Origin of the sequence: Herbaspirillum sp. SJZ107, from assembly GCF_006715485.1 — a bacterium.
GTDB lineage: Bacteria > Pseudomonadota > Gammaproteobacteria > Burkholderiales > Burkholderiaceae_D > Telluria.
This window is the reverse complement of the sequence record NZ_VFNH01000001.1, coordinates 2,074,846-2,101,488: the sequence shown is the minus strand read 5'-3', so window position 1 is coordinate 2,101,488 and position 26,643 is coordinate 2,074,846. Positions and strand designations below refer to the sequence as shown.

The 26,643-nt window shown below is 68.2% G+C and carries 20 protein-coding genes; 8 read left to right on the top strand and 12 right to left on the bottom strand.

Translation table 11 applies throughout. The features are described from left to right. Window positions 1-132: 132 nt before the first annotated feature. Both FBX97_RS09190 and FBX97_RS09185 read left to right on the top strand, forming a co-directional pair. Entirely contained in the window at window positions 133-1,731 is a 1,599-nt protein-coding gene (locus FBX97_RS09190; protein WP_141830536.1) for a carboxylesterase/lipase family protein, read from the top strand. 319 nt (window positions 1,732-2,050) lie between these two features. Beyond that, entirely contained in the window at window positions 2,051-4,315 is a 2,265-nt protein-coding gene (locus FBX97_RS09185) for a sensor histidine kinase (protein WP_255517366.1), read from the top strand. A gap of 42 nt (window positions 4,316-4,357) precedes the next feature. On the opposite strand, the gene FBX97_RS30045 is transcribed toward FBX97_RS09185, so the two are convergent. Further along, window positions 4,358-4,573: a hypothetical protein gene (locus FBX97_RS30045; protein WP_255517404.1), complete on the bottom strand. Its 216-nt coding sequence runs from the start codon at window positions 4,571-4,573 to the stop codon at window positions 4,358-4,360. Here FBX97_RS30045 and FBX97_RS09180 point away from each other — a divergent pair. The 4 genes from FBX97_RS09180 to FBX97_RS09165 are packed head-to-tail and all read left to right on the top strand — an operon-like array spanning window position 4,572 to window position 9,162. Continuing rightward, the gene (locus tag FBX97_RS09180) at window positions 4,572-4,970 is read left to right on the top strand and encodes a spore coat U domain-containing protein (protein ID WP_370457186.1); all 399 of its coding nucleotides are present in this window, start codon (window positions 4,572-4,574) and stop codon (window positions 4,968-4,970) included. The two genes, FBX97_RS30045 and FBX97_RS09180, sit on opposite strands and share 2 nt — an antisense overlap. Window positions 4,971-5,008: 38 nt before the next feature. After that, entirely contained in the window at window positions 5,009-5,740 is a 732-nt protein-coding gene (locus FBX97_RS09175; protein ID WP_141830530.1) for a molecular chaperone, read from the top strand. 6 nt (window positions 5,741-5,746) lie between these two features. Then, on the top strand, window positions 5,747-8,143 hold the full coding sequence (locus FBX97_RS09170; RefSeq protein ID WP_141830528.1) for a fimbria/pilus outer membrane usher protein: 2,397 nt from the start codon (window positions 5,747-5,749) through the stop codon (window positions 8,141-8,143). 2 nt (window positions 8,144-8,145) lie between these two features. Beyond that, window positions 8,146-9,162 (top strand): spore coat U domain-containing protein, encoded by a 1,017-nt coding sequence (locus FBX97_RS09165; RefSeq protein WP_141830526.1) that lies wholly within the window; start codon window positions 8,146-8,148, stop codon window positions 9,160-9,162. Here the strand turns inward: FBX97_RS09165 and FBX97_RS09160 are convergent. Further along, on the bottom strand, window positions 9,159-10,049 hold the full coding sequence (locus tag FBX97_RS09160; RefSeq protein WP_141830525.1) for a LysR family transcriptional regulator: 891 nt from the start codon (window positions 10,047-10,049) through the stop codon (window positions 9,159-9,161). The two genes, FBX97_RS09165 and FBX97_RS09160, sit on opposite strands and share 4 nt — an antisense overlap. A gap of 106 nt (window positions 10,050-10,155) precedes the next feature. Between FBX97_RS09160 and FBX97_RS09155 the strand changes: the two genes are divergently transcribed. After that, window positions 10,156-11,148: an NAD(P)H-binding protein gene (locus tag FBX97_RS09155; RefSeq protein ID WP_141830523.1), complete on the top strand. Its 993-nt coding sequence runs from the start codon at window positions 10,156-10,158 to the stop codon at window positions 11,146-11,148. 1 nt (window position 11,149) lies between these two features. Here the strand turns inward: FBX97_RS09155 and FBX97_RS09150 are convergent, their stop codons facing one another. The 9 genes from FBX97_RS09150 to FBX97_RS09110 all read right to left on the bottom strand — a co-directional run bounded on the left by FBX97_RS09150 (window position 11,150) and on the right by FBX97_RS09110 (window position 23,922). Next, window positions 11,150-11,422, bottom strand: coding sequence for a hypothetical protein (locus FBX97_RS09150; RefSeq protein WP_141830522.1), 273 nt, complete (start codon window positions 11,420-11,422; stop codon window positions 11,150-11,152). A gap of 280 nt (window positions 11,423-11,702) precedes the next feature. Next, window positions 11,703-12,074 carry a response regulator transcription factor gene (locus FBX97_RS09145; RefSeq protein WP_141830520.1) on the bottom strand — a complete coding sequence of 124 codons (372 nt, stop codon included), beginning with the start codon at window positions 12,072-12,074 and terminating at the stop codon, window positions 11,703-11,705. Beyond that, the gene (locus FBX97_RS09140; protein ID WP_141830518.1) at window positions 12,067-13,635 is read right to left on the bottom strand and encodes an ATP-binding protein; all 1,569 of its coding nucleotides are present in this window, start codon (window positions 13,633-13,635) and stop codon (window positions 12,067-12,069) included. The genes FBX97_RS09145 and FBX97_RS09140 overlap by 8 nt, the downstream gene beginning before the upstream one ends. A gap of 30 nt (window positions 13,636-13,665) precedes the next feature. After that, entirely contained in the window at window positions 13,666-14,340 is a 675-nt protein-coding gene (locus FBX97_RS09135) for a response regulator (protein WP_141830517.1), read from the bottom strand. A gap of 131 nt (window positions 14,341-14,471) precedes the next feature. Further along, window positions 14,472-16,181 (bottom strand): DUF11 domain-containing protein, encoded by a 1,710-nt coding sequence (locus FBX97_RS09130; protein ID WP_141830515.1) that lies wholly within the window; start codon window positions 16,179-16,181, stop codon window positions 14,472-14,474. 26 nt (window positions 16,182-16,207) lie between these two features. After that, on the bottom strand, window positions 16,208-21,061 hold the full coding sequence (locus FBX97_RS09125; protein ID WP_141830514.1) for a DUF11 domain-containing protein: 4,854 nt from the start codon (window positions 21,059-21,061) through the stop codon (window positions 16,208-16,210). Between the two features lie 74 nt (window positions 21,062-21,135). Beyond that, window positions 21,136-22,473 carry a DUF11 domain-containing protein gene (locus FBX97_RS09120; protein WP_141830512.1) on the bottom strand — a complete coding sequence of 446 codons (1,338 nt, stop codon included), beginning with the start codon at window positions 22,471-22,473 and terminating at the stop codon, window positions 21,136-21,138. Between the two features lie 25 nt (window positions 22,474-22,498). Next, window positions 22,499-23,011: a DUF11 domain-containing protein gene (locus FBX97_RS09115; protein WP_141830511.1), complete on the bottom strand. Its 513-nt coding sequence runs from the start codon at window positions 23,009-23,011 to the stop codon at window positions 22,499-22,501. 284 nt (window positions 23,012-23,295) lie between these two features. Then, window positions 23,296-23,922, bottom strand: coding sequence for a response regulator (locus FBX97_RS09110; protein ID WP_141830509.1), 627 nt, complete (start codon window positions 23,920-23,922; stop codon window positions 23,296-23,298). 472 nt (window positions 23,923-24,394) lie between these two features. On the opposite strand from FBX97_RS09110, the gene gudD reads away from it, so the two are divergent. After that, complete coding sequence (gudD, locus tag FBX97_RS09105) at window positions 24,395-25,735, top strand: glucarate dehydratase (protein WP_141830507.1); 1,341 nt, start codon at window positions 24,395-24,397, stop codon at window positions 25,733-25,735. A gap of 88 nt (window positions 25,736-25,823) precedes the next feature. Here the strand turns inward: gudD and FBX97_RS09100 are convergent, their stop codons facing one another. Next, window positions 25,824-26,639, bottom strand: coding sequence for an NAD(P)-dependent oxidoreductase (locus tag FBX97_RS09100; protein ID WP_141830506.1), 816 nt, complete (start codon window positions 26,637-26,639; stop codon window positions 25,824-25,826). Window positions 26,640-26,643 lie beyond the last annotated feature (4 nt).

The following is a 26,643-nucleotide window of genomic DNA, read 5'->3' as shown; positions in this document are numbered from 1 at the left end:
AGGCGAGCGTGCACTCCGCAAAATCACCCTTGCTGAAACAATCACACGCTTGATTCGGGACAGCGCGTGCGACATCATGTGGCACCGCCCGGTTCGCTGACCCGGACCACATAACAAACGATAAGGAAGCCCATGAGACAAGCATTCACCCCCACGCTCCTCGCCACCTTGCTGCCGCTGGCCCTGGCCGGCTGCGCCGCCACCGGTTCTGGACCGGGCGCTGCGCCGGACGGCCTCGGCGCCGCCAACCCGAGCGCCGGCACCGCCGCCGGTACCTTGCAGGGCATCCAGGAAGCCGGGGTGAAGGCGTTCAAGGGCATTCCCTACGCCCAGGCCCCGGTCGGCGCCCTGCGCTGGCAGGCGCCGCAGCCGGCCCCGGCCTGGAGCGGCGTGCGCCAGGCCGCCGCCTTCGGGCCGCGCTGCATGCAGCTGCCGCTGTTCTCGGACATGGTGTTCCGCTCGAACGGCATGAGCGAGGATTGCCTGTACCTGAACGTCTGGACCCCGGCCGCGCGCGCCAATGACGGCCTGCCGGTGCTGGTGTACTTCTATGGCGGCGGCCTGCAGGGCGGCGACGCGTCCGAACCGCGCTACGACGGCGCCGCCATGGCGCGCCAGGGCATCGTCGCCGTCACCGTCAATTACCGCCTGGGCGCCTTCGGCTTCATGGCGCACCCGGAACTGAGCGCGGAATCGCCGCACAAGGCATCCGGCAACTATGGCTTCATGGACCAGGCGGCGGCGCTGCGCTGGGTGCGCGCCAACATCGCGGCCTTCGGCGGCGACCCGCGCCGGGTGACCATCGCCGGCGAATCGGCCGGCTCGTTCTCGGTCAGCGCCCAGATGGCCTCGCCGCTGGCGAAGGACCTGATCGCCGGCGCGATCGGCGAAAGCGGTGCGCTGCTCGGCCTCAACCCGCTGCCCGGCCTGCGCGACAGCGAAGCCGCCGGCAAGCAGTTCGGCGCCATGCTGAATGCGCCGACGCTGGCCCAGCTGCGCGCGCTGCCAGCCGACGTGGTGCTGCGCGGGACGGCGGGTCCGAACACCTGGCGCTTCGGCGCTATCGTCGACGGCCATGTGCTGCCGCGTAACCCGGCCGAAATCTACGCCGCCGGCCAGCAGGCCCGGGTGCCGCTGCTGGCCGGCTGGAATTCGGCCGAAGGCGGCGCCGAGGCGATCCTCGGCCAGGGCAGCGCGCCGACCGAGCAAGCCTTCCAGGCCGGCCTGCAGCGCCTGTACGGCGATAAAGCCGGGGCTGCACGCCAGGCCTACGGCGGCGACGTCGCGCGCGCCGCACGCGAGCTGGCCAGCGACCGCTTCATCGGCTTCGGCACCTGGCGCTGGATCGACGCCCATGCCCGCAGCAGCGGCCAGCCGGTGTACCGCTACTACTACACCCAGCCGCGCCCGGCCACGCGCAGCGGCGACCCGGCAGCGAGCGGTGCCAGCCATTCGGCGGAGATCGAATACGTGCTGGGCAACCTCGACGGCAACCCGGTGTACGCCTGGACCGAGGCCGACCGCGCCGTGTCGCGCCAGGCGCAAGCCTATTTCGCCAACTTCATCAAGACCGGCAACCCGAACGGGACCGGACTGCCGCAATGGCCGGCGCTGGGCGCGCAGGGCGCGGGCAGCGGCACGCCGTTGATGGTGCTGGGCGCCGAGTCGAAGGCGGTGGCGGCCGAGGATGGCGGGCACCATGCCTTCCACCAGGCCGTGGCGCTGCCGTAACACGACGTGCTGTCGAGGCGGCGCGCCATGCACGGAGCGTGCGCCGCCGGTCCGGTCAAGTCGATAAAATCGCGACACAATCTGGCCGTAGAGCAATGCTAGTATGGACTTTGGATTTGTCCAAAACTAACCCCGGCCGATAACGCGACCGGCATGCGCCAGTAGTCAAACACCGTCACACGCCAGCCGCCCGACCCCGGTGTCGACGTGCCCACAAGGCGCGCCGCACGCCGGGTGGCCATCATGCTCGGTGTGGTGAACTATGCCCAAGATGTCCCAGCGTCTGACCAGATTCCGTCCCCGCGGTCTCGCGGGTTACATGGGACTGGCTTTTTCCACCTTGTCGATCGCCCTGACGGTTGTCGTGGTCGAAGTGGTCGAGCGCGAGGCCACCCGCCACGTCGAGCGCAGCATCGGCCACGGTCTCGGCGAGCTGGCGCTGCAGGCATCCGACAAGCTCGACCGCGGCATGTTCGAGCGCTATCGCGAGGTCGGCCTGATCGCCAAGCGTTTTGCCCTCGCCGACGCCGGCCTCGGCCACGACGACTGGCGCCGGATGCTCGACGACGTGCGCCAGACCTACAATTACTACAGCTGGATCGGTCTGGCCGACCTGCAAGGCAAGGTGATGGTTTCGGCCGGCGGCCTGCTGGAAGGCGCCGACGTCTCGGCCCGGCCCTGGTTCCAGGAGGCGCGCAAGGGCGACGGCCACGTCGGCGACGTGCACGAAGCCTTGCTGCTGTCGCGCCTGCTTCCGCAGTCGGGTGGCGAGCCGCTGCGCTTCGTCGACATCGCCTTTCCCTTCCGCGACCGCGACGGCAAGGAGCGCGGCGTGCTCGGTGCCCACCTGTCGTGGCAGTGGGCGCGCGACGTCGAGCGCTCGATCATCGAGCCGCTGGAAGCCGAGCGCCAGGTGCAGGCCCTGATCGTCGGCGCGAACGGCGTGGTGCTGCTGGGGCCGCCGAACCTGCAGGGGCGCACCGTCGATTTCACCAGCCTGCAGGAAGCACGGGGCGACAACCGCCCCGGCTATGTCGTCGAAAAAGGCATCGACGGCAAGACCTACATGACCGGCTACAGCCGCTCGAAGGGCTATGCCGACTATCCGGGCCTGGGCTGGACCGTGCTGGTGCGCCAGGACATCGACAACGCGCTGGTGCCGGTCAAGCGCCTGCGCCGCTACGGCCTGTGGAGCGGCATCGGGCTGGCCCTGCTGTTCTCGATCGCCGGCGTGTTCGTGGCGCGCTGGATCACGCGCCCGCTGATGCAGCTGGGCGCCGAGGCGGCCAGGATCAGCCAGGGTGGGGGCGCGGCCATCGCGCCGCAGAACCGTGCCTACGACGAGGTGCAGGCACTGGCCGGCACCCTGAACGCCCTGGTCAGCGACCAGCGGCGGCGCCAGGCCCAGCTCGAAGAACTCAACGCCACGCTGGAGCAGCGCGTGCAGGAGCGCACCCAGGCGCTGGCCGAAGCGCTGAGCGTGGTGCGCCAGAGCGGGCAGCGCATCAACGCGATCGTCGAAAGCGCCCAGGATGCCTTTATCGGGATCGACCTGCGCGGCCGCATCATGGACTGGAATTCGCAGGCCGAGGCCATGTTCGGCTGGTCGCGCGACGAGGTCATCGGGCGCTCGCTCGGCGCCCTGATCGTGCCGGAACGCTTCCTGGCCCATTTTGAGAGGGCGATCCGGATGGCCAACGAGACCGGCCACCTGGAAATGTTCGAGCGCCGCGCCGAGCGCATCGTGCAGACCCGCGGCGGCGCCGAGCTGCCGGTCGAGGTGACGGCCAAGCTGGTGGTGGGGCCGGGCACCGACTTCTTCAGTATCTTCCTGCGCGACATTTCGCTGCGCAAGAAGGTGGAACAGATGAAGAACGAGCTGGTGGCGACCGTATCGCACGAACTGCGTACGCCGCTCACTTCGATGCGGGCCTCGCTCTCGCTGCTCGACTCGGGCGCTGTCGAAGGCGTCCCGGACGATGCCATGGAACTGATCGAGATCGCGCACCGCCATTGCGAACGCCTGGTGCGCATGGTGAACGAGATGCTGGACGTGGAAAAGGTCGAATCCGGCCACGTCCACCTGGTGCGGGCCGAGCAGGAGCTGGCGCCGATCCTGCGCGATGCCGTCGCCGCCATGCAGGGCCATGCCCGGCAGGCCGGCGTGCGGCTCGACTGTGCCGGCACGCTGCCGGGCGTCTGCGCCGAGGTCGACGGCGACCGGCTGACCCAGGTCATCACCAACCTGCTGTCGAACGCGATCAAGTTCGCCCCGGCCGGCAGTGCGGTCGAGGCGGCGCTCGGCTGGCACGGCGACGGCGTCCGCATCGCGGTGCTCGACCGCGGCCCCGGCATCCCGCTCGACTTCCGCGCCCGCATCTTCGAGCGCTTTGCCCAGGCCGAGGACGAGGCCAGGCGACGCCAGGGTTCCGGCCTGGGCCTGTCGATCAGCAAGCGGATCGTCGAAGAGCATGGCGGCCGTATCGGTTTCGAAGACCGCCCCGGCGGCGGTACCGTGTTCTACGTCGACTTGCCTGTGCACGCCGACGATGCGGCTCGCGCGGCCTTGGAAAGCGCAAAATGATGTATTTGCTTATCGTTGTTGCCTTACTGCATCACATTTTGCTTATTTGCTGAAATTTTCGATTTCATATTTGCCGATTTGATTGAGTTGTGGCATAGTTGTCGTACGGCAATTAACCACATATCGGATCAGGAGTTCAAACATGTTCGCATCGGCATTTCGCAAAATCGTTCTGAGCGCAGCCATCATCGCCATCGCCGCCGGTACCACCGGCACGGCGGTCGCCAAGACCCAGACCGCGAGTTTCGATGTGTCCATGAAGATTGTCGCCGACTGCACCATCTCGGCCACCGGTATCGATTTCGGCCAGACCCAGGGCGTACTGACCTCGGCGGTGAGCGGCAGCTCGGCGATCAGCGTCGCCTGCACCAACACCACCCCGTACAGCGTCGGCCTGAATGCCGGCACCGGCACCGGCTCCAGCGGTACCACCCGTTACATGAACGGTACCGGCAGCAACACCAACACCGTGAAATTCAACCTGTACCAGCAGCAGGGCGCGACCCCGTGGGGTAACACCCAGGGTACCGACACCCTGGGCGGCACCGGCACGGGCGTGGTCCAGACCCTGACCGTCTACGGCGAAATCCCGGTCCAGGCGACCTCGACCCCGGACAGCTACAAGTCGACGATCACCGCGACGGTGTATTTCTGAGCTGATTCGTCCATCCACCTGCTTCTGGGATTCGCCCGATGTTGCGCCCCGTCTTCCTGTTTCTGGCCCTGCTGCCGGCCCTGGCGCCGGCAACCGCGGCCAACCTCCAGATCTCCCCGGTCTCGATCCAGTTCCGCGCCGGGCAGGGCGCGGCCGGCATCAACCTCCAGAACTACGGCGACACCCCGCTGTATGGCCAGGTGCGCGTGTACGCCTGGGACCAGCGCAACGGCGAGGATGTGCTGACCCCTGCTGGCGACGTGGTCGCCAGCCCGCCGGTGATGGAAATCGCCGCCCGCAGCACCCAGACCATCCGCCTGGTACGCCGCAACGGCGCCCCGGCCGCCCTCGAGCAGACCTACCGCATCCTGATCGACGAAATCCCGCGCAACGACGCCGCCGGCGCCAGCACCGGCGTGGCGATCCGCCTGCAATACTCGGTGCCGGTGTTCGCCCTGCCGGCCGACGACAAGGCGGCCCCCCGGCTCGACTGGACCCTGCTGCGCAAGAACGGCGCCTGGCTGCTGCGCGTGCGCAACGACGGCCAATTGCACGCCCAGATCGGCGCCACCACGCTGAAGGGCGCGGACGGCAAGGAGCGCGAGCTCAGCAAGGGCCTGCTCGGCTACGTCCTGCCGGGCAAGGTGCGCGAATGGCGCGTGGCCGTCGACGCCGGCGTCGACCTGGGCGCGCCCGGCGCGGCGCTGCCGATCCGCGCGAACATCAACGCCCAGCCGCTGGACGCCAGCGCGACCGTCGCGCGCGAGTAACGAGCGGTGGCCGGACGTGCCGATGCAGCGGAGACGCAACTGCACCGCCTGGGCGCAGCCTTGCTGTTTGCCTGTGGTGTTGCCGCCGTGCCGGCAGCGGGCGCGGCACCTGCAAACGGCCACACGAGCGACCAGTTGAGCGACCTGTCCACCATCCCGCCAGCCGCCGCTGTCACCGAGCTCTACCTCGAAGTCAGCCTCAACGGCGACAAGACCGGCCTGGTCGCGCCGTTCCGGCAGACCGCCAAGGGTTTATCCAGCAGCGTGCAGAACCTGCGCGACCTCGGACTCGACCCGCAGGCGTTGGGCGTCGCCGGCATGGACGAATTCGCGCTCGACGCCGTCCCCGGCCTGACCTGGAAATTCGACCCCGCCGCCCAGACCATCGCCCTGGTGCTGGCCGACGCCCTGCGCAAACCGGTGCAGTTGAACGCGCGTACCGTGCGTCCGAGCGGCAGCGGCAGCGCCGATCCCGGCCTCTTGCTGAATTACGACCTGGTCGGCCAGCTGGGCGCCAATGCGCGCGTCGCCGCGCTCAACGAAGTGCGCGTCTTCGGTCCGCTGGGCGTGCTGGCCAGCACCGGCAATGCCGTGCTCAAGGGCAGGGGCCAGCGCTACATCCGCTACGACACCAGCTGGTCGTGGTCGGACCCGGCCACGCTGCAGAGCATGGAGGTCGGCGATGTCGTGTCGCCCTCGCTCAACTGGACCCGGTCGCTGCGCATGGGCGGCCTGCAGTGGCGCCGCAATTTCGACCTGCGTCCCGACCTGCTGACCTATCCACTGGCCAGCATGGGCGGCTCGGCCGTGGTGCCCAGCAGTGTCAGCCTGTACGTGAACGGCATGGAACAGTACCGCGCCGAGGTGCCCGGCGGCCCCTTCGTGATCGACCAGGTGGCCGGCCTGAACGGCGCCGGCCAGGCCACCGTCGTCACCCGCGACGCCCTCGGGCGCCAGGTTGCGACCTCGCTGCCGCTGTATGTCGACACGCGCCTGCTGGCCAAGGGGCTCAGCGATTTCGCGCTATCGGCCGGCATGCTGCGGCGCGACTATGGCATACGCTCTTTCCGCTACGCCGGGTCCCCGGCCGTCACCGGGTCGCTGCGCCATGGCCTGAGCGACGCGGTGACGCTGGAAGCCCATGCCGAAGCGGGAGCAGGTGTGGTCAATGGCGGCGCCGGCGCGCTGGTGCGCCTGGGCGAGGCCGGCGGCGTGCTGTCCGGCGCCCTGGCCGGCAGCGGTGGCGCCACCCGGGGCTGGCAGGCCAGCCTCGGCTACCAGTACATCGCGCCGCGCTTTGCGCTCGACCTGCAGAGCACCCGTGCCGGCGCCGGCTACGCCGACCTCGGCACGGCCGAAGGCGCGCCGGTGGTGGGCGTCAACGACCGCGCCAGCATCAACCTCAACCTGTCCCGGGCCGGCAGCGCCAGTCTCAGCTTCGTGCATTACCGCACCCCGGGCAGCCGCAGCGCGACGCGGCTGGCGGCGCTGGCCTGGTCGCGCAGCCTCGGCGGCGGCGCCTTCCTCGGCGTCAGCGGCTTCCAGGACCTGGCGCAACGCGAGAATCGGGGGTTCAGCGCCACGCTCAGCATGTCGCTGGGCGAACGCACCTCGGTCAACGCCACCGGCGGCCGCCAGGGCGGCCTGGGCCAGAACAGCCTGGCCGCCTCGCGCGCGCCCGACTTTGGCGGCGGTTGGGGCTGGGGCGCGCAGAAGTCGACCAGCCAGGGCTTCGACGTGGCCCAGGCCCAGGTCCAGTACCTCGGCAGCGGCGGCCAGTTCTCGGCCACTACCCTGCATGCGGGGAATACCAGCACCACCTCGCTCGGCCTGAGCGGCAGCCTGGTGGCGATGGACGGCACCGTGCTGGCGGCGCGCCACGTCGGCCGCGGCTTCGCGCTGGTCTCGACCGGCGTGGCCGATCTGCCGGTGACCCACGAAAACCGCCTGCTCGGCCGCACCGGCCGCGACGGGCGCCTGCTGGTGCCCGACCTGATGCCCTACACGAGCAACCGGATCGCCATCGACGCCGCCAACCTGCCGGCCGACATGCGCGTCGAGCGCACCGCGCTGGCGGTGGTGCCGATGGCCGGCGCCGGCGTGCTGGCCGGCTTCCGCATCGAACGCTACCGCGCCGCCACCCTGATCGTGCACGGGCCGGACGGCAAGCCGGTCGCGGCCGGCACCCCGGTGCGGCTGGCCCACGGCGCGCCGGCTGCGGCCGCTGCGGACTCGGTGGTCGGCTACGACGGCGTGGTCTTCCTCGACAACCTGAAGGACAGCAACGAGGTCCTGGTGGGCGAGGGCGCCGCGGCCTGCACCCTGCATGTCGATTATCAACCGGGGACCGCGGGCCAGTTGCCCGAGATCGGCCCCCTGCACTGTGCGCCTTTGAAGGAGTGAGCATGTTAGACCTGTTGAAACGACCGTCATGGTGCGCGTTGCTGCTCGGCTTGTTCCTGTTGGGCTGCCTGGGCCAGGCGCGTGCCGACAATTGCACGGCCAGCATGACCGCCGTCAGCTTCGGACCCGTCGATTCGACCGCCGGCACCGATTACTATGCCAACGGCACACTGAGCGTGACCTGCACGGTCCTGCTCGGCAGCCTCGGCACGGCGGTCGTACCTTCCGTCGCCATCTGCCTCAATCTTGAAGGCGGCAGCGGCGGCACCATCGCCGCGCGCAACATGCTGAACGGCGGTTCGACGCTGCCCTTCAACCTGTACCGCGACAACACCTATGCCGCTGCCTCGGTCTGGGGCAGCACCTCGGGCGGCACCGCGCAGCCGGTCACCAGCTCGATGACGGGCCTACTCGGCCTGGGCACCGCGACCCAGACGTTCACCATCTACGGCAAGATCCCGGCGGCGTCGCTGGCCGGGGCGCGCCTGCAGAACAGCACCGACACGCCCTTCACGGCGGACTTTACCGGGGCCGGCACCCTGCAGTACGCGTTCTACGGCCTGCTGGCGCCGGCGACCGGCTGCAGGAGCGGCACCACGGTGCCGTTCAGCTTCAAGGCCACGGCGACACTGACCAACAACTGCTTCATCAGCACCAGCCCGCTGGTATTCGCCGGCGACAACCGTGTGCTGGCGGCGGCCGTGCGCACCAGTGGTTCGCTGGGCGTGCGCTGCACCGCCGGCAGCGCCTATCAGGTCTCGCTCAACGGCGGCAGCGTGGCCAACAACCCCGGTGCACGCCGGATGGCCAGCGCCGCGACCACCGGCACGATCGGCTACGAGATCTCGAATACGCTCGACGGCCCGCTGTGGGGCGACGGCAGCAACGGCACCCGGATCGTCAGCGGCACCGGCAGCGGCGCCCAGCAGACGCTGAGCCTGTATGGGCGGGTGCCGGCGCAGCGCACGCCGGCGCCGGGCGACTACAAGGATACGGTGACGGCAACGCTCACCTTTTAGGCGCCGGCGTGGGCGCCCAGCGCCTCCACCAGCGCATCGAAGGTGACCCGGCAGCGCGGACTGTCGCGCAGATCCTCGTGCATGGTGACCCAGGTGTCGAGCGGCAGCGCGAACGCCTCCGGCAGGAGCCGGACCAGTCCCGGCGTGCGCCGCGCCAGCGCGGACTGGCAGATGCCGATCCCGGCGCCGGCCCGGATCAGCGCCAGCTGGGCGACGTCGCTGTCGGTGCGCAGCGCGATGTGTTCGCGCCCGAACCACGGCCACTGGCGCAGCGCAGCGCGCACGAACGGCGGCGGGCGGTCGTAGCCGATCAGGACGTGGCCGCCCAGTTCTTCGAGCGAGGCCGGCGTGCCGTGGCGCTGCAGGTAGGCGGCGCCGGCATGCAGGCCGAGTTCGATGGCGCCGACGCGGCGTGCCACCAGCTGGTCCTGGCGCGGCGCCGTCATGCGCACGGCGACGTCGGCTTCGCGCTGGAGCAGGTCCTGCACGCTGTTCGACAGCACCAGCTCGACCTTCAGGTCCGGGTGGCGCGCGCGCAGCGACGCCACCACCGGCGGCAGGACTTCGATGCCGATCACCTCGCTCGCCGTCACCCGCACCACGCCGCGCACGCCGTCGCCGTAGCTGGCCGCGACCCGCTCCAGCGCCGCGGCCGTGCTTTCCATTGCCTGCGCATGGCCGCGCAGCGCCAGTGCGGCTTCGGTCGGGATCAGGCCGCTCTGCGAACGCGTGAACAGCGCCAGGCCGAGCGCCGCCTCCAGCGCGGCGACATGGCGTCCGACCGTCGGCTGGGCGATGCCGAGGGCGCGCGCGGCACCCGACAGCGAGCCTTCGCGCAGCACGCCGAGCAGCGAGCGGTACAGCTCCCATTCGATGGCGCCGTTCATGCCGGCTGGCCTATACATTTTTGCATAGCAGCTCTCTCGTTCCATGCAATTCCATTTAGTCCCAGCATGCCTCAGGATGACTCCATCGTCAATCACGGAGGCAGACATGGAAAAGCGGAATACGGCATTGGTACTCGGCGCAACCGGCGGCATCGGCGGCGAGGTGGCGCGGCAACTGGTCGGCAAGGGCTGGCGGGTGAGGGCGCTGACCCGCCGGCCGGCACAAAGGGAGGCAAGCGATGGCATCGCGTGGATGCATGGTGATGCCATGGCGGCCGGCGACGTACTGGCTGCGGCCCAGGGCTGCGCCGTCATCGTGCACGCGGTCAATCCGCCGGGCTATCGCAACTGGGCCGGCCAGGTGCTGCCGATGCTGGAGAACACCATCGCGGCCGCCGCAACGGTCGGGGCGCTGGTGGTGCTGCCCGGCACGGTCTACAACTATGGACCCGACGTGTTTCCCTGCGCCGGCGACGAGGCGCCGCAGCGCCCGCTTACCAGGAAAGGGGCCTTGCGGGTGCAGATGGAAGCGGCCCTGGAAGGGTTCGGCCGGCGCGGCGGCCGCGCCCTGGTCGTGCGCGCCGGCGATTTCTTCGGTCCGCGCGCCGGCAATACCTGGTTCGGGCAAGGCCTGGTCAAGCCCGGCAAGCCGGTCACCCGCATCGCCAATCCCGGCCGCGCCGGCGTCGGCCACCAATGGGCGTATCTGCCCGACGTCGCCGCCACCATGGTGGCCCTGGTCGAGCGCCGCGCCGAACTGCCGCCGTTTGCGCGTTTCAACATGAGCGGCCACTGGGATGCCGATGGCACCGGCATGGCCGAGGCGATCCGGCGCACGATGGCGCGCCACGGCGTGCACGCCCGGATCGGCGGCTTTCCGTGGTGGCTGCTGCCGCTGGCGGCGCCGTTCAATGAAACGCTGCGCGAGATGAAGGAGATGCGTTACTTGTGGCAGCAGCCGCTCAGGATGGACAACAGCGGGCTGCTGGCGCTGCTCGGCAGCGAGCCGCATACGCCGCTGGAGGTGGCGGTGGAACGCACGCTGCGGGGATTGGGATGCCTGCCGGCGGCGACGGCGCTTCGGGCCGGCCTGGCCTGATTCAGAAGTAGATCTGCCAGCTGTCAGCGCTGGCGACCGTCTGCGACGGTTCGGCCTGGGCCGCACCGGCGGCGGCCGACACCTGCACCGGCGCCTGGTGCACGCAGCTGACGGCCGGCGCGGCATGCGAGCCGTCGGCGACGCGCACGGTGCACGCCTCCTGGATCACGAAGCTGACCTGCATGGTGGTGGCGACAGCGTTGCCGGCGGCGATGGCCGGGTTGGCGAAGCCGAAGACGGAGAGCAGCAGGGCGCCCAGAGCGATTTTTTTCATTGCGACGTCTCCTTTCTGTTCCGTTGAATGGGATCAAATGATCGATGTCTAATGATACTCGATAGTTGCTCTGTGGAATTTTAAGGCGGATTATGCACAGGAAGGGTGCACGATACCATGCCTTACGGGTTTAACCGGATTCTTGTGTAAATACGTGCAGAGAAGGGAAAAAGACGATTTTGAACAGACCGAAGTGCGTCGTTTCGGTTTCAGTTTTATCGGCTTGGAAGGGAAAGGCCGTGATCTAGAGTTTTTCCTCTAATCGCACGGCCGGCGCCTGCTACGCCGCAGCCAGCAGTGCGGCAGCGGCTTCGGCCAGGCTTTGCGGGCTGAAGGGCTTGACGATGTAATGGTCGGCGCCGGCAGCCAGGCCGGCCTCGACGTCGCTCTGCTGGCCGCAGGCCGACAGCAGCAGCACCTTGACGTGGCGCGTTTCCGGATCGGACTTGATGGCGCGGCAGACGTCGAGGCCGCTGTCGCCCTTGCCCAGCCAGACGTCGAGGGTGACCAGGTCGGGCTTTTCGGCGCGGACCAGCTCGAGGCCCTGGACGGCGCTCGAGGCGAGCACCACGCGGCCCAGCGATTTCAGGCTGAGGCGGACCAGCAGGCGCAGATCGTCCTGGTCCTCGACGACGAGGATGGTTTTATCCATGATCGGGCAACGCCGGGAGCCAGACGGTCACCGCGGTACCGGCACCGGGACGCGATTCGATGTCGGCGTGGCCGCCGTGCAGTTCGATGATTTCCTTGAAGATGGTCATGCCGAGTCCACTGCCTTGTACGTTCTGGGCGTCGCCGGCGCGGTAGAACGCGTCGAAGATGTGCGCCTGTTGTTCCGGGGTCATGCCGATCCCGCGGTCCGCGACCCGGATCGCCACCATGAGTTTAGCATTGTGGCGCAGGGCCGCCGTGCTGATGTCGATCGGGCTGCCCTCGCTCGAGTACTTGATGGCGTTGCTGACGATATTCGTCAGCGCCTGCTGCATCTTGGCCGGGTCGGCCGCGATCGCCGGCAAGCCGTCTTCGAGCTCGGTACGGATGCGGTGGTTCTGGCCCAGCCCGTCCAACGCGGACAGCGTCGATTCCACCAGTTCGGCCACGTTGACGCGGCCGATGCTCAGGCCTGCGGTGCCGCCGGCCTCGATACGTGCCAGGTCGAGCATCTGGTTGATCAGGTCGACCAGGCGGGCGGCCTGGCGGTGGATGATGTCGAGCAGCTCGCGGCTGGTGTCGGCGTCGAAGTCGCGCTTGAGCAGCAGTTCGGAAAAACCGAGGATGCTCGCCATCGGCGTGCGCAGTTCGTGGGTGGCGGTGGTGAAATGCTTGCGCCGGCGCTCCTCGGTGGCGCGATTGCGCTGCGCCAGTTCGTGCTGGCGGGTGACGTCGCGCACGATCACGGCGTAGCGCTGCTGGCCGACCAGGCACATCGGCGCCACCTTGACTTCGATCGGGAAGGTCGAGCCGTCCAGGCGGTGGCCGCCGCCCTCCTGCGGCGGCGCGTCCGGGCTGTGTTCCGGGTCGAGCAGCACCGAAGCATCCTCGCCCAGCAGTGCGGCGGCGCGGCGGCCGGCCAGTCCTCCGGTGTCCGAGCCGAACATGTGCTCCGCCGCTGGATTGCCGCAGATGACGCTGCCGGCGCGGTCGAGCATCAGTACGCCGTCGGGGATGTGTTCGAGCAGTCCGCGCATCCAGGCATCGCTGTCGCTGCGCCGATCATGGGCGCGGCGCAGTTCGGCCGCGGCGATTTCGTTGGAGACCATGCCGGCCAGGTCGCGCAGCAGCGCGCGCTGCTCGTCGTCGAGGCCGCGCGGTGAGGTGTCCAGGATGCAGACGGTGCCGATGCGGCTGCCGTCCGGTGCCGCCAGCGGATAACCGGCGTAGAAGCGCGCGCCGTGTTCGGTCACGAAGGGATTGGCGGCGAAGCGCTCGTCGCAGGCCGCATCCTCCACCACCATGGCGCCGTCCTGCAGGATGGTATGGGCGCAGAACGAGATGCTGCGTTCGGTCTCTGCGAACGGCAGGCCGACGCGCGACTTGAACCATTGGCGCTTGGCGTCGATCAGCGTGACCATCGCGACCGGCACCGCGAACAGGCGCGCAGCCATGCGGGTGATCCGGTCGAAACGTTCGTCGGGGGCGGTGTCGAGGATGTTCAGGTCAAGCAGGACCTGCAGCCGATGCGCTTCCTCTTGGGGCACGGGCGATGCCAGCATATGAAAACATTCGATAATGTTGCGGTTGTGTCAGTGCTCCACTGCGCCAGCCTGGACAGGCAGCAGCACACGTACGACGGCTTCACGCAGGTCCCGGAAGGGGACCGGTTTCGAGAAGAAGGGTATATCGGCCGGCAAGCCCATCGAGCCTACCGTGGCTTTGTCCAGGCCGCTCACGACGACGATCGCCATGGCGGCGTGCGCCGGGTCCAGGCGCAGGGTGCGGATCATGCGGAAGCCGTCCATGCCGGGCATGCTGAGGTCGCTGATCAGCAGGTCGGGCTTGTCGGCGCCGATCCTGATCAGCGCTTCAAAGCCGTTCTGGGCCTTGATGATGTCGATCGGCACGTCCCACCCCATCATCTCCAGCTCGTACAGGCGCAGCAGCGTGGTGTCGTCGTCGACCACCAGCACTTTCTTGCGCGTGCTGGGCGTCGACTGTTGTGCCACGGGCACGGCGGCGGAGGGCGCCAGCGCTTCGCGGCGTTGGTCGACCAGCCTGCTCACCGACTGCATGGTGATGCGGCGATGCCCGCCGGCGGTCTTCCAGGCTTGCAGGATGCCGCTCTCGACCCACAGTTGGATCGTGCGGTGCGATACGCCGATGATGCTGGCGGCCTGCTTGGTCGAACAGAAGTCGTCTGCCCCCGGGAGGGTGGCGCCGGTGTCGGTCTCGTTGGAATAGTTATGTGCGGCAATTTTCATATTTATCGATTTTAACGTTTTGGTGTCGAACGTCAAGTTTTTGACACATTCTTCGACACCGGCGACACCGCAAAACAGGGGAAGTCTCCTTTCCCCCACACATCGCTACCGGGCGTCGAACAAGCCTGACATCATTGCACGGTCACCGTAAAACTGACGCTGCCGCTGGCGCCCGGCGCCAAGCTGCCGTTGAAGGTCCAGACCAGCGGGCCGGTGGCGCCCGCAGCCGGCTGGGTGCCCAGGCTGCAGGTGGCGAGGCCGGCGCCCAGCGTACCGCAGCCGCCGGCGTTGTAGATCGTGAAGGCGGGCGTGGCGTCCTGCACCTTCAGGCCGCTCAGTGTGGTCTGGCCGACGTTCTGGTAAGTGATGGTGTACGTGATGAGGCTGCCGGGCAGCGCGTCCGTCTTGTCGACCGCCTTGGTCAGCTTGAAATCGTCGCAGGCCTGGCAGATGCCTGTGACGCTCACCGTCATCTGGCCCAGGCCGATGCCCAGCAGTTTCAGGAGCGGGTCGGCGATGCCCGTCAGCACCTGCGTCAGGACCGGCGACAGCGTATTGACGATCAGGGTCGTCAGCACCGGCTGCAGCGCGCCGCTGAGCAGGTTGGCGACCGGGGCCAGTATCAGGCTGGACAAACCGGTGCTCAGGATGGTGGTGCGCAGCGCCAGGTTGTTCACCAGGCTGTTGGTCAGGCCGGTGACGAAGGCGGTGCTGGTGCTGACGGTGCGGCTCTGCGGGAAGGTGCCGGACAGCGTCACGCTGGTGGCGAAGGGTGCCTGGCCGCGCGCCGTGCTCTTGACTTCGAGCGCGACGTTGACGCCGTTCAGCACCAGGGTGCCGATCTGGCCATAGTCGACGTCGGCCGCCGACAAGGTGCGCGTGCGGTTGAAGAACACGCTGTCGGCGATGCTGCCGACGTAGGCGTCGGCCACGCCCGGCGCCACCTGCAGGGTCACGGCCTTGGCGGCGGCATCGATGGCGGCCAGGCTGCCTTCGCCGCGGGCGGTTTCGAGGTAGACGTCGAGGCGGCTGATCGCGACCGAGGCGCTGGTCACGCCCGGCACGGCGTTCAGCGTGTTGGTGACCGGCGTCAGCGTCACCAGGTCGAGCTTGAGCTTGAGGCGGATCGCGGCGGAGTGGAACTGGGTGCCGGCCGGGCCGCAGGTGTACACAGGCGGCTCGATTACCTGGGCGTACAGCTGCAGGTTGTTGACCAGCCCGGCCTGGCCCAGCGCACCGCCGGAAATGCCGACCGGCTGCGGGGTGGTCAGCACGTTCTTGTAATTGTAGAGCTGGATCAGGCCGGTCAGCATGTCGAGCGCGTTCAGGGTCGAGCCGGCCAGCGCACCGGTGTCGGCATTCAGCTTGAACAGGTCGCCGACGCGCACGGTGGCGCCGCTGCCGGCCAGGCGCGAGGACAGGGCGTTCAGCACCCCGGCCAGGCTGGTGTTGGCTTCCGCATTGGCGGCCGCGCCCAGCGCCGCGGCGACCTGGCCGATGCCGACGTTGGCATTCAGCGCTTGCGCCGGGGTCGATGTGTTGGTGGTGGCCTGCAGCGCGTTCAGGAAGCCGAGTACCTTGACGTCGCCCTGGGCCAGCGTGTTCCAGTCGGCTACCCCCAGGTTCAGGCTGGAACCCAGCAGGCCGCCCAGCAAGGGGTTCAGCAGGGCGGCCTGCTGGGTGTCGACGCTGGCCAGGCGCGGGCCGGCCGTGACGCAGGCGCCGATGCTGCAGGCGGCGCGCGCCGGCGCGCCGGCGAGGGCCGCCACCAGGGTCGCGGCAAGCAGCACGAAGGCCATGAGCAGGCGCGGAAGAGCGGAGCGGATGCCGATCGGGTTCATGGTTGCGTTCTCTATCTGTCTATATATTAGTGGGATGCTTGCGGCGACAGCAGGCCTTCCAGCGTGCGTTCGTCGAACTTCATGCGCAGGCGCAGGTACACGCCGCGCGCGGTGGCATCGGCGCTGGCCAGGTCCGGCTCGCGGAAGCCGAGCAGGTTGTAGCCGGCCGAGACCCACATGTTCTTGCGCAGCTGGTAGCCGGCTTCCAGGCCGGCGGCGAACTGGCGGCCGCGGGTGCCGCCGTCGACCAGCATCTGCAGGCTGGCGCCGAGGTCCCAGTCGCGCTTCAGTTCCTGGGTCACGCGGGCGGCGAACAGCTGGGCCACCGAGCGGGTGTCGAGGCCGCCCGAGCGGTCCTGGGCCACCTTGGCGGCGTAGCGGGCGCTGAACAGGGTCGCGGCGCGCGGCTGCCAGTTGGCGGTGATGCCGATCGCGTGCACTGCGCGCTCGAGGTCGGCCAGGCCGGTATCGCGGGCCAGCTTGTACTCGTACTTGGCCAGGCCGTTCCAGCCCAGGGTTGCCAGGGCACGGTAGGCGACGCCGGCCTGGAACAGGTCGGTGACCTTGCTGCTGCCGTCGTTCAGGCTGCCGCCCTTGCTGTGGGTGGCGGCCAGGGTGTTCTTGCCCAGCAGGGCCCAGGTCTCGCTCAGTTTGTAGGCGACGCCGATCGTGCTTAGTACGCTGTTGCTGTCTTCGGCATGGCGCACTTCCAGGCGGCTGTTGGCGCGGAACGCAGGGTCGCGGCTGTAGTCGACGGCGACGGCAGCGGCCACCGACTCGTTTGCGGCGTTGCCGGCCAAAACTTTAACGCGTTCCAGGCTGGTGTTCATGCGCACGCCGTCGGCCACGGTCCACAGGTTGCGCAGGCCGAGGGCGGCCTCCGCCTGGCGGCCGTCGAGGCTGGCGACACCGCTGTTGGCGCCGCGGGCACGGTATTCGGTGAACACGCGGCCGTCCTTCATGTAGTCGGAATCGATACCGAACACGGTGGCGTTGCGCTGCTGGCCGGCGTTCAGGTCGTAGTTCGAACCCAGGCTGCTGATCAGCTCGTGACGGCCGTAGAGGCGGCTGCCGCCGGCCAGGCGGTAATCGCCGCCCAGGGCCACCATGCGGCGGGTGCTGTCGCGCACGTCCTGCTCGGCTTCGACGAACACGCCGGCCTGCGGCAGGCCCGGCACCTGGGCCGCGACCTTGGCGCGCAGGCTGGTCAGGTCGGGCTGGGCCAGCACGGTGCCGCCGGCTGCATTTTCGTGGGCACGACGGACGCCACCCTCGACGCGGATGCCGTTGCCGAAGGCATGACCGGCCTGCAGCTCGGCGCCGTCGCGCGAGGCGCCGGTGGTCAGGTCGGCGGTGTGGATGACTTCGCCGCCGAAGCTGGTGCGCTCGTCGGCACGCCAGGTGACCCGGGCGCCGCCTTCGGCGCGGCCCTTGGGCAGGCTGGCGGCCGGGTTGTCGAAGTTGCCGTCGGCGCGGCCGAAGTAGACGCGGCTTTCCAGCTTGCCATCCTTGCGGGTGGCGTCGATGCGGGCAGCGCGGCCGGCCACGTCCGACTTGTCCATGCGGGCGCCTTCCAGGTTGACCACGGTCTTGTCGTCCGGGCGCAGGGTGGCGTTGACGCTGGCCAGCTGGGTTGCGGCCGACGGGTTCTTGTCGGTGACGTAGCTGGCGCCGATCTCGACCGCCTTGTTGATCTGGTATTGGGCGGCGGCGCCGGCGATCCAGAAGTTCGGGTTGCCCTGGTCGACTTCATAGCTGATGCGGATGGTCACCGGGTTGAGGTCGGCGTCCAGGCTGGCGATCGGAGCGCGGAACAGGATGCGGCCGGTCAGCGGCTCGATGTCGTAGTCGGCGTAGCGGCTCAGCTGGCGGCGCGACACCAGCAGGCCAGCCTGGTTGCGGTCGCGCACGATGATCTCGATGCGTTCGCTGTTGAGCACCATGCTGCCGCTGGCGGTGTGGTACGGACCCGAGGTGCCGTTGGCGGCGATTTCCTCGACCAGCTGGCGCGTGCTGGCGCGGCTGACGAAGGCATCCACGCTCAGGCCGTTCGCTTCGTAATGGTTGCGCAGGCCATTCAGGCTGCGGTTGTAGGCGCCCAGGTTGCGTGCCGGGGTTGCGCCCGGCGGCGTGAAGTCGCCGTACAGCAGGTAGGACTTGTTGCGGTCGGCGCGCAGGTAGAGACGGCCGGTGGATTGGGCGTCGAAGCCGCGCTGGGCGTTATCGCCATAGGCCGGGTAGTTCAGGGTCGGGTCGAGGTCGCGGAACAGCGGCTGGTCGTTGACCTTGTCGGAATCGTAGGACAGGGTCAGCAGAGTGTCCTTGGCCACCTGGCCCTTGGCGAACACGGCGGCGCGGGCACCGGCGTCGAGGGTGGCACCGTTCTTGGTTTCCGACAGGCTGCGCAGGGCGTCTTCGAAGCCGTTGAACTCGCGCGCCGGCTTGCCGACGTTGCCCTTGATGCTCTTCAGGCTGAGCGCGCCGTCGACCAGGCCGGCGGCGACCAGCGGACGCAGGTCCGGCACGAAGTCGACGCGGGTCGCGGCTTCCAGGGTACCGCTGGTGGCCTTGATGCCGGCTTCGCCGGCCTCCTTCGGGGCGCGCAGCGCGAGTTCGGTCTTGCCGCCTTCGACGAACAGCTGCAGGCCCGGCTCGCGCGGATCGAGGTCGGCCTGTTCCCAGCTGCCGCGGGTGGCGTCGATGGTGACGGCGGTGCGCTCGGCCACCGGCACGCCGTTCTCGTCTTCCAGGCGCAGGCGCACTGCGGCCAGGCTGCGGCCGTCGGCGGCGATGCTGGCCTTGTCCAGGTCGAGGCGCAGGCGCGCCAGCTTGCCCGGGGCGATGACTTCGATGCGCTGGCTGCCGCGCGCATTGCCGAACTGGTCGCGCTGGCTGACTTCCAGCACGTTCTTGCCCGGCTGCAGGGCGACGCCGACGAATTCCCAGCTCTCCAGCTGGCGCGACGCGACGGTCGAGCGCTTGCCGACCTGCTTGTCGTCGACGGCCTTGCCGCTGGCGCTCAGGGTAAAGGTCGAGCCGGCAGTGCCCTTGATGCGGACGTTGGCCAGGGCGCGCGGCAGTACCGCACCGTTGTCGATGCCGACGAAGCCGAGGCTGTTGTCGAGGGTGTTCAGGTCGATTGCCTGGGCAGCCTGGGCGGCTTTCGGTGCTGCCGGCACGGCGGCTTTCGCGGTCTCGGCGCGTTCCTGGGCCTGGGCGGCATTGCGGCGGGCGGCGATCGCTTCACGCAGGGCCGGCGTGCAGGCGGCGATGGCGAAGTCGGCCTTGCCCAGTTCGCCGTCGTGCAGGTCGACGAAGCGGCTGCCGGCGTCGCCGGCGTTGCGGTTGCCCAGGATCGCCAGTGCGGCGCCCTGCGGCAGGGTGGACGGGTCGACCTTGGCGACGTGGGTGCGCGGACGCAGGTCGGCGAAGCTGTAGCGGCCGCTGGCATCGGTGACGGCATAGCTGCCGTCTTCCAGGTAGACGCGCACGCCCGGCACGCCCGGCTCGAGCGCGCCCTTCAGCTTGTCGCCGTCGCAGTCGGCGAAGATGCTGCCGACGATATACGCTTTTTCGCTGAACACGCCGGCGCTCACCTTGACCTTGGCGGCGGCCACGGTGCTGGTGAAGGCGGCCGGGGCTTCGCTGGTGGCGTGGGCGCGGTTGATGCCGTCGCCCTGCAGGGCGCCGGCGCCGATGCGCACGCGATAGCGCAGGACCGATTCGCCCTTGGTGCCGATGGTGCCGGCGGCAAAGGTCAGCGAGGGGCCGCGCAGGCCGTCCGGGTCGGCCACGGCGACGCCGTCCAGGCGCACGGTGCCCGGGACCAGGCTGAAGCCGGCCGGCAGCTCGTCGATCACCTTGACGCCGCTCAGGTCAATCTCGGCGGTATTGTGGATGCGGATGGTGTAGTCGACGAAGTCGCCGACTTCGGCGTCGGCGCGCGACGCGGTCTTTTCCAAGTACATGGTGCCCGGGATCGGGTCCAGCGGCACGTCCAGCGTCACGGCGCCGGTAGCGGCGCTGACGGTGAAATTGGCGCCATACGAGCCGTACAGCTGGATAGTGCGGTTGCCGGCCAGTTTGCCGGCCTCGACCTTGGACGGGAAGGTGTAGTTCTTGGGTGGGACCACCTGCAGGCGGTACAGGCTGGCGCCGACCAGCGGGAACTGGAACATGCCGTCGGCGTCGGTGACGACGCTGCTCGGGGCCGGGCTGACGCCGTCCAGCGCGATGACGATTGCCGCCGCACCCGGCGCGCCGCCGTTGCCGGCGCCGGTCACGTCGATCAGGGTCACGCGCGCGCCGGCGATTGGCAGGCCGGTGCTGCTGTCGAACACGACGCCGGCCGGGTCGATCAGGATCGCGGTCGTGGCCGGGCCGGTGCCGCAGTCCTTGACGGTGGCAACCAGGGAGTCGTTCTTGGTGGTGTGGACGGTGGTGTCGCCGTCCTGGGCACCCTCGTTGTCCACCGGTGCGGTCACCAGCGGCGTGTTGACGCGGAAGATGCCGGTGTCGGGGCCGGTTTCGGTCGCCACGAAGGTTTCGTCGTCGCCGGTTTTCTGCGAGGCGATCGTGATGTCGACCGTTTCGGCAATCTCCGGATCGGCGTTGCAGGCACTGGCTTCGGCCTGCACGTACAGGCGCTGGCCCGGCACGCCGATCTTGGCGGAGGTGCCGTAGTCGCTGCCGGTGAAGTAGCTGATCGTCTGCGGCTGGATCGCGCGTACCTTGTTCGACTGCTGGGTCACGTTGCCGCGCACCGGGTCATCGAAGGTGACGCTGGCGCGGTTGGTGACGGCGGCGCTGGCGATGCCGTAGGCGCAGGACAGCGCGATCAGCAGGCAGTAGAGGGCGATTTGACGGAGAGTACGCTTCATGGCGGCGACGGATAGCTGGATGAAGGGAATCCGTGCGCGGCGGCCTCGGCGGCCGCGCACGGGGTTGCGCTGGATTACGGGTTGATGCGCACGCCGAAGGACATCTTGGCGGAGCCGTTCGGCGCCAGGTTGCCGACCGTGGCCTGCACCGCACCGGTGAGGCCCGGCAGCGGCGAGGTGATCAGGCCCTGGGTGGTCTGGGCGCCGGTAGCCAGCGAGTACTGGTGGTAGGTCGTGTTGGTCGGGATCACGTCGTTGATGACCACGCCGGCGATGCCGTTGGCGCCCTGGTTGGTGGCCGTGATCTCGTAGCGGATGCAGGCGCCCGGCACCGCGCCGCTGGTGATGTTGGCGGCGCTGAAGGCGGTGTCGGCGACGCCGTCGCAGTTGGCGTCCAGGGCCTGGGTCTTGCTGAGCTTGAGCTCGGCGCCCACCGGTGCGGTGACGGTGACGGCGGTGTGCACGCGGTCGACCACGTTGGTGGTCGGCGACTGGGCGCGGAAGTAGAAGTCGGTCGTGCCCGGGGTGGAGCCGGCCGGCGGCGTGACGTCCGCATAGACCACGGTGTTGGCGCCGCCAGCGACGGTGGCGCTGGTGATGGTGGCGCCGCTGGCGTCCTTGAAGACCACGGTCCAGCCTTCAGGCAGGTTCATATTGGCGAAGTTGGGGTCGGTGCTGGACGACAGGTTGAAGGTGTCGGCGCTGGTACCGGCATTGTTCAGGTACAGGGTGAAGCGGGTCGCCGTGCCCGGGGTGGTGGTCTTGGTCTGCACCGCCGTGGTTTCGGCGCCGGCGCCGGCGCCCGGGGCGCCGCTGCCGGCCGAGCCGACCGTGATGTCCATCACCGAGGCCGGGGCGACGGTGGTGACGTCGGTGGCGTTGGCGGTGGATGCGGCATTGAACACGCTGGTGGCGCTCACCACCAGGTTGTTGGTCGCGCCGTTGGCGGCGCCGGCCGGCAGGGTCGCGATGGCGACGACCTGCACCGACTGGCCCGGCTGCAGGGTCGCGGTGGTGGTGATCGGGGTCGCGTTGTCGGCGATGCCGTCGCCGTTGACGTCGGCGTAGAAGGCCACGCTGGCCATCGTGAATGCACCGGTGTTGGTCGCGCTCAGGGTGAAGCTGTCGGCGCCGTTGCCGTTGTTGGTGATGGTGTGCGCGTAGGTCACCTGGCCGTTGGCGCTGCCGTTCTTGGCGGTGCCGGCGGACACGCTCACGCTGGCGACTTGCTGCACGACGGTGGTCACGGTGTTCGAGGTGGCGCTGCGGGCGGCCAGGGTCGAATCGATGTACGTTGCGGTCGCCGTGTTGACGATCGAGGTGCCGGCAGGGGTGGCGGCGTGCGCGTCGACGCCGATGGCGACCAGTCCGAGGGCGAGGAGCAGGGCGTGCGGAACAGGATTCGGTTTCATGGGAGCTTACCTTTCAGGACGTGGATTACTGCTTGGAAGCGCCATCGAGGCGCATGCGGGAGGAAACGGTGGCGCTGCGGCCGGGGGCGAGTTCGCCCAGCTGCCAGCGCAGGAAACGGTATTCGGCGGCCGGCACGGTCTCGGTGACTTGCTTGCCGTCGCGCTCGACGGTGCGGGTCAGCGGCACCGGCGCATACTGCTTGCCGTCGAGGCTGGCCATGACCTTGGCCGGTGCCGCGCTGCCGGCCACGTAAGCCATGCCGCCTTTGGGCACCGGCAGCGTGGCCAGCACGTCGCGGGCCGGGGTGGTACCACCGTTGCGGTAGGTGACCTGGTATTCGATGGTGTCGCCCGGCAGGGCTTCGGTGGTGGCGACCAGTTGCGGGCCGTTGGCGCCGGACACGACCTTGAAAGCGTGCAGTTCGGCAGTCACGCCGTTGTCGGCTGCGAACACGAGTGCGCAGCTCAGCTGGAGTACGCAGGCGGTCAGGATGACAAGCATGCGCTTGAAGGTTGGTACAAGAGTCGAGGGGATCATAGTATCTTCGCTTCGTTAGTGATTTTACTGTTTGTATCGAATGTTTCGATTTGCAAAGATTACTGGATTTGCCGTATTGCGCCAAGGAAAATTTCTAGTTCGTAATGTTGTGTTGTGGAAACCAAACACGCAGCAGTAGTCGTGCCGGCGGCAGGTCGAGGACGCAGGGGAGGAGAAAAAGCACGCGCAGGGGCGCACCAGACCGGTTCTAGGTCAAGCGAGGAAGGAAGCTAGGAAAACGCTGCCTGCAGGGTGCAGGCAGTGGGCACTGCGGGTGTGGCGGGTCAGGCGAGGGCGAGGGTTTTTTCGACAGCGGCGCGCAGCTGGGAGAAGGGCACCGGCTTGGCGTAGACCGGGATCTCTGCCGGCAGACCGAGCGAGCTGATGGTGGCGCGGTCGAGTCCGCTGACGATGATGATGTTCAGGTCGCGCTGCTTGGGATTGTTGCGCAGGCTGTTGACCATGCGGAAACCGTCCATGCCCGGCATGCTGAGGTCGCTGATCAGCAGGTCGGGATGGTGCTCGCCGATCTTGAGCAGGGCGTCGAAACCGTCGCTGGCCTTGATCAGCTGTAAGGGCAGGCCCCAGCCACTGATCTCGAGTTCGTACAAGCGTAGCAGGGTGGCGTCGTCGTCGGCGATCACGACCTTGTACTGGCGCGCCTGGACCGGCGCCGCGGATTTCGGGTCGTGCCGATCGGAGGCCAGTGCCTGGCGGCGTGTTTCCATCACCCTGTCGACCGAGATCGAGGTGATGCGCCGGTGCCCGCCGGCGGTCTTCCAGGCCTGGAGCGTACCGCTCTCGACCCAGAGCTGGATCGTGCGATGCGACACACCCAGGATTTTCGCGGCTTCCGCGGTAGAGTAGAACTCCTTGGCGTCAACCGCGTCGCCGGTATTCAGATTCGTCATAGTCAAGGTTTGCAACAAAGTCGGTCACTCTCGTGGGGGATGGAACAAGACACAAGCATCGATCACGGCTTTGCGTGGGCAATGGGACAGGTTAGACCATATTTTCCTAGCGGAAATTACATTTGACCCGGTGAGAATGTGTGATTATTTACTGAAACTATAACGGTTTTTACCAAGTTTCGTTTGGGAATTGTGTAACTTTTGTCTACAACAATAACGTTTGTTCATTTACTGCAACACTTACTGATTTTACGGGGTTATTGCCGGTTGTAAAGGATGATGTTAGGCAATGCTGCGTTTCAGATTTGCCGTCTTGCGCTAGCGCAAGCACTTCGCCGGGCATGTGTTCGCCGGGCGCCGGGGGCATCATTGCCATGCCAGCAGCACATCGCTATACTGGGGCATTGTTGTATGATGTCTGATGACAAAGCGAGCTACATTCCGTCCTTCCTCGACCGTTTCCGGAGCATGCATGCCCACCACCGTTTCCCGCGCCCCTGTCGTAACTGAGATGCGCGTCGTTCCCGTAGCCGGCCAGGACAGTATGCTGCTGAACCTGAGCGGTGCGCACGGCCCCTGGTTTACCCGCAATATCGTTATCCTGAAGGACAGTGCGGGCAATACCGGCCTGGGCGAGGTGCCGGGTGGCGAAAACATCCGCCGGACGCTCGAGGATGCCAGGGCGCTGGTGCTCGGCAAATCGCTGGGCGACTACAACGCCGTGCTGAATGCCATGCGCGCCGCTTTCGCCGACCGCGACGCCGGCGGGCGCGGCCTGCAGACCTTCGACCTGCGCACCACGATCCATGCCGTGACCGCGGTCGAGTCGGCGCTGCTCGACCTGCTGGGCCAATTCATGAATGTGCCGGTGGCGGCCCTGCTCGGCGAAGGCCAGCAGCGCGATGCCGTCGAGATGCTGGGCTACCTGTTCTTCATCGGCGACCGCACCCGCACCGACCTCGCTTACCGCTTTGATCCGGATGCCGGCGACGCCTGGTTCCGCCTGCGCAACGAGGCGGCCATGACGCCGGCATCGGTGGTGCGCCTGGCCGAGGCCGCGCGCGAGCGCTACGGCTTCAACGACTTCAAGCTGAAGGGCGGTGTGCTGCGCGGCGACGAGGAAATGGAAGCCATCGTCGCCCTGCACGAACGCTTTCCGGAGGCCCGCGTCACGCTCGACCCCAACGGCGGCTGGTCGCTGGCGGAGGCGATCCGCCTGTGCCGCGACAAGCACGGCGTCATCGCCTATGCCGAAGACCCGTGCGGCGCCGAGAACGGCTTCTCCGGCCGCGAAGTGATGGCCGAGTTCCGCCGCGCCACCGGCCTGCCGACCGCCACCAACATGATCGCCACCGACTGGCGCCAGATGGCCCATTCGATCCAGCTGCAGTCGGTCGACATCCCGCTGGCCGATCCGCACTTCTGGACCATGCAGGGTTCGGTGCGCGTCGCCCAGCTGTGCCAGATGTTCGGCCTGACCTGGGGCTCGCACTCGAACAACCACTTCGACATCTCGCTCGCGATGTTCACCCACGTCGGCGCCGCCGCGCCGGGCAAGGTGACGGCGATCGATACCCACTGGATCTGGCAGGACGGCCAGCGCCTGACCAGGGAACCCTTGCGCATCGAGGGCGGGATGGTACACGTGCCGGCGAAGCCGGGGCTGGGGATCGAACTGGACGAGGCGGAGCTGGAGAAGGCGCACCAGGCCTACAAGAACATGGGGCTGGGCGCGCGCGACGATGCGGTCGCGATGCAGTACCTGATTCCGGGATGGACCTTCGATAACAAGCGGCCTTGCCTGGTGCGTTGATCTATTGCATGCGGGTGAGGGCGACCCGCTTCCCACGCACGTCGCCCCTGCCTGCGCAGGGGCGACGTTGATCGCCTCGTGAATGCGCTCAGGGCTTGTACTTCGGCCCATGCGTCAGGAACACCCCGCCCTGGAACTTCAGCGTGATGTCGTTCATGTCGTCCGACTTGTCCACGCCGGAGGCCAGCACCGCGTCCGTGAACTGGCGCGAACTGTCCTTCGGCCGGTACGCCAGGAAGCGCGCGTGCCGGTCGTCCCACCATTTGCCGTCGTTATCGGAAATCCCGAACGTGATCGTATGCCCGACCCGCGGCGTCAGCAGCGAGCGCCGCAGCAGCTCGACCATGTCGTCCAGGCTGAGCCAGGTCGCCAGCTGGCGGTGGTTGCTCGCCTCCGGGAAGCAGTAACCGATGCGGATGCACACGGTTTCGATGCCGAAACGGTCCCAGTAATAGCGCGACAGCGATTCCCCGAACACCTTCGACAGGCCATAGTAGCCGTCGGCGCGCGGCGGCATGGCGGCGTCGACCACGTCGGTGGTCTTGTACATGCCCATCGTGTGGTTCGAGCTGGCGAAGATCACGCGCCGGATGCCGCGCTTGTGCACCGCTTCGTACAGGTTGGCCATGCCGAGGATGTTGGCCTGCATGATCGGCGCGAACTCGACCTCGGTGGACACGCCGCCGAAGTGCAGGATGGCGTCGACGCCCTCGCACATCGCCATCACGGCATCGCGGTCGGCCAGGTCGCACTGGACGATTTCCTCGTGCGGCTGCGCGTCGGCGATCGGGACCAGGTCGGCCAGGCGCACGACATCGGCGAATTGCCCCAGGTGCGGGCGCAGGCGGCGCCCGAGGCCGCCCGCCGCGCCGGTGAACAGGATGCGTTTGAATGGTTTGGTCATGATC